The sequence below is a fragment of the Mycobacterium sp. genome, assembly GCF_039583805.1.
Classification (GTDB): Bacteria; Actinomycetota; Actinomycetes; order Mycobacteriales; family Mycobacteriaceae; genus Mycobacterium.
In genome coordinates, this window is sequence record NZ_JAVKSH010000185.1 from 1 (window position 1) to 3,027 (window position 3,027).

General features: G+C 67.3%; 4 protein-coding genes and 1 pseudogene. 3 read left to right on the forward strand and 2 right to left on the reverse strand.

The window, feature by feature from the left end; genetic code table 11:
- Positions 1-216 precede the first annotated feature (216 nt).
- Both ABDW21_RS16730 and ABDW21_RS16735 read right to left on the reverse strand, forming a co-directional pair.
- Positions 217-642, reverse strand: a complete 426-nt coding sequence (locus tag ABDW21_RS16730; protein WP_343710770.1) for a PIN domain-containing protein — start codon at positions 640-642, stop codon at positions 217-219.
- Positions 643-645: 3 nt separating this feature from the next.
- Entirely contained in the window at positions 646-888 is a 243-nt protein-coding gene (locus ABDW21_RS16735; protein WP_343710771.1) for a type II toxin-antitoxin system prevent-host-death family antitoxin, read from the reverse strand.
- 210 nt (positions 889-1,098) lie between these two features.
- Between ABDW21_RS16735 and ABDW21_RS16740 the strand changes: the two genes are divergently transcribed.
- The 3 genes and pseudogenes from ABDW21_RS16740 (at position 1,099) to ABDW21_RS16750 (ending at position 2,915) form a co-directional block, all read left to right on the forward strand.
- Positions 1,099-2,250 carry an FIST N-terminal domain-containing protein gene (locus tag ABDW21_RS16740; protein WP_343710772.1) on the forward strand — a complete coding sequence of 384 codons (1,152 nt, stop codon included), beginning with the start codon at positions 1,099-1,101 and terminating at the stop codon, positions 2,248-2,250.
- Positions 2,251-2,502: pseudogene (locus tag ABDW21_RS16745) on the forward strand (PIN domain-containing protein); the annotation flags it as partial.
- A 236-nt stretch (positions 2,503-2,738) separates the two neighbouring features.
- The gene (locus tag ABDW21_RS16750) at positions 2,739-2,915 is read left to right on the forward strand and encodes a hypothetical protein (protein ID WP_343710773.1); all 177 of its coding nucleotides are present in this window, start codon (positions 2,739-2,741) and stop codon (positions 2,913-2,915) included.
- Positions 2,916-3,027 lie beyond the last annotated feature (112 nt).

Genomic DNA, 3,027 nt, shown 5'->3' on the forward strand with positions numbered 1-3,027 from the left:
CCGGCGCTGGCGTACGAAACCGCACACTCGACGAATAGCTCTGCTCGACGCGAGCGCCGACCAGGGCTTTTGCGCAACTTTCGAGTGAGACGTTGAGGGGGCTGCGCCCCGGCTGTTGTCGATCGATAACGACACCATGTCAGCGCCGATCGGATTCCCAGCGCGCCAAACAGATTAGCGGCCTGAAATTGGTCCACCAAGAGTGACGGTCCGTCGTTACTCCTCGACGGGCGGGTGCGCACCCGGCTCAGGCGGCTGAACCTCCGATGGATGGCGAACGTCGACGAGATCGCTGATGATCGCGAAGTCGCCGGTGTTGTGGCTGAGGAGAGGCACGCCGTGAATGTTTGCGGTGGCAGCGATTACGAGATCGATCGAGCGGCGCCGCGGCGGGCCGCCCCGATTACTCACGGCGGCTGAGAGCCGACCCCACTCTCGAGCGATCTCGACCGTGATCGGACACGGGTCAAACGTGGATTCGATGGCGCCCAGCCGCTCGGTACGGACTGCCCGTTCATCGTCGTCGCTGGCGACAAGCACACCAAAGTGAAGCTCGGCAATCGAGGCAACGCTGATCGCGGCCTCGACGTGCGATGGCGGTTCCTCACCGATGAGAACGGAGGTATCGAGGACTGCGCGCATCTACTACTCGAACGGGTCGACAACCGAAGCGGGAAAACGTTCGAGGTCTGCGCCGAGCGTTCTCGGAGCCGGAGCGCGCCAGACTGCGCGCAACGCCGGCCCATGGACCCATCGCCTCTGCATGGCTGGGCCAAGCTGCGCCACCGGCCGGCCTGCGACGGTGATCGTGATCTCCTCGCCCGCTTCTGCCCGGCGCAGCACCTCGCCGACGTTATTGCGAAGTTCTTTCTGGGGAAGGGTCGCCATGGAGCAATGGTAGCAGAACTGCTACCATTGCTCGTGAAGGAAACACCTCGAACCTCGGTATCGCATACGCGATCACATTCGACACCTTGCGCTGACGCTCTGGGGTGCCTTGCGCAGCAGTCGTTGCACCGGCTGCAGAAACAACTGCCGGGCTCGGCCGCGCGAATGGTAGCGGCCCTGTGGCGCCCCCGGGCGGCGCATGATGGACGTGTGCGGATAGCAGCCGGCGTTTCCACCGTGCCCGACGCGCGGCAGGCTGCGGCGGAGGCGGCGGCGCAGGCACGCGACGGGCTCGCGGGTGAGGCGCCGTCGCTGGCGGTGCTGCTCGCATCGCGGTCACGCACCGACCAGGCCGCGGACGTCCTCACCGCCGTACGGGAGACGGTCCAGCCGCCCGCCCTGATCGGGTGTGTCGCCCAGGGGCTTATTGCCGGTGGCCGCGAGATGGAGAACGAGGACGCGGTGGCGGTGTGGCTGGCGTCCGGCCTGGCCGCCGAGACGTTCCAGCTGGAGTTCGCGCGCACCGACTCGGGCGGCCTGCTCACCGGATACCAATTCGACCGGGCCACAAGCGATCTGCACCTGCTGTTGCCGGACCCGTACACCTTCCCGTCCAGCCTGCTCATCGAGCACCTGAACGCCGACCTGCCGGGGACGTCGGTGGTGGGCGGCGTGGTCAGCGGCGGGCGCGGGCCCGGGGATACCCGGCTGTTCCGCGACCGCGACGTGCTGACCTCCGGACTGGTCGGGGTGCGGCTGCCCGGCGTGCACGCCGTGCCGCTCGTGTCGCAGGGCTGCCGGCCGATCGGCCAGCCCTACATCGTCACCGCCGCAGAAGAATTGGTGATCACCGAGCTGGGCGGCCGGCCGCCGCTGCACCGGCTGCAGGAGATCGTCGAGGGGCTGCCGCCCGGTGAGCAGGAGCTGGTCAGCAACGGCCTGCAGATCGGGGTCGTCGTCGACGAGCACCTGGCGGCTCCGGGGCAGGGCGACTTTTTGATCCGCGGGCTGCTGGGCGCCGACCTGTCGAGCGGGGCGATCGAGATCGGCGCCGTCGTCCCGGTCGGCGCGACCGTGCAGTTCCAGGTCCGCGACGCGGTGGGGGCTTCGAATGACTTGCGCATGGTGCTGGAGCGGGCTCTGGCGGGGCTGCCCGGGCGTGCGGTGGGTGCGGTGTTGTTCACCTGCAACGGGCGGGGGCGGCGGATGTTCGGGGTCGCCGACCACGATGCGTCGACGATCGCGGATGTGCTGGGCGGGATTCCGCTGGCCGGGTTCTTCGCCGCCGGGGAGATCGGGCCGATCGGGGGCCGCAACGCGCTGCACGGGTTCACCGCGTCGATGGCGTTGTTTGTGGAATGATCCGCCGCTCCGGAAGCCGCCGCACGCCGGCTCTCCACATATCAGCTTGCTCAACGGTTCGAACCGCTGAGCGTCGACGAGGCGGTTTCCGAAGCGTGGGCATTGCTGGTGGCCAAACTTCGCACCGCTAATCAGCGAGTACCGATCAACGACAGTTGGATTGCGGCGACTGCTGTGGCGCAACGCATTCCGATCGTCACCCGCGATAGCGACTACTCGGCGATGCCCGACATCGACGTCATCACACTGTGACTCGTCAGGCTGGCCGGCACGGCGCCGGGTGGTATCTCGTCAAGCGAGTTGAGATGCGGGCACGGCACCGACATTGACGGTCCGTGTTCGGACTTACCGTCGGCGCTTGCCGCGTCCCCGGAGTGACGGATGCGGGCTGACCCGAAGCGACCAGGGCGAGTTCGATTTTGCGGCAGAGGGTTTCGACGCCCGCAGCCGCCAAAGCCGCATGGTCGAGCCCGTCGACAATCTGAACCATGCGATCGGGCGGCAAGTCCCTATCCGGCGACGGCAGGCATTCGCCGGTGGTCCAGGTGCACGTGTCCGAGCGCACCTGCGACACGTTGAGGGTTATCGCCAAGGACCGCGGGATGAGCTTGTCGAAGGTGTCCCGAAAGGTCCTCGACGACTTCGTCGAACGCCGGACACCCTGAGCGACGTCGCCTCTCCGCGGAGATCCCGGACCACGACCATCACAGCCATGTTGATATCGCATGCGCCATCGAACTTTGGCAGGGCCATATCCCGCGGACCCGGATCGGCAAC

Coding starts and splice junctions, on each gene's coding strand:
- ABDW21_RS16730 (WP_343710770.1), bottom strand. CDS start 642: ATGCGCGCAGTCCTCGATACCTCCGTTCTCATCGGTGAGGAACCGCCA.
- ABDW21_RS16735 (WP_343710771.1), bottom strand. CDS start 888: ATGGCGACCCTTCCCCAGAAAGAACTTCGCAATAACGTCGGCGAGGTG.
- ABDW21_RS16750 (WP_343710773.1), top strand. CDS start 2,739: ATGCGATCGGGCGGCAAGTCCCTATCCGGCGACGGCAGGCATTCGCCG.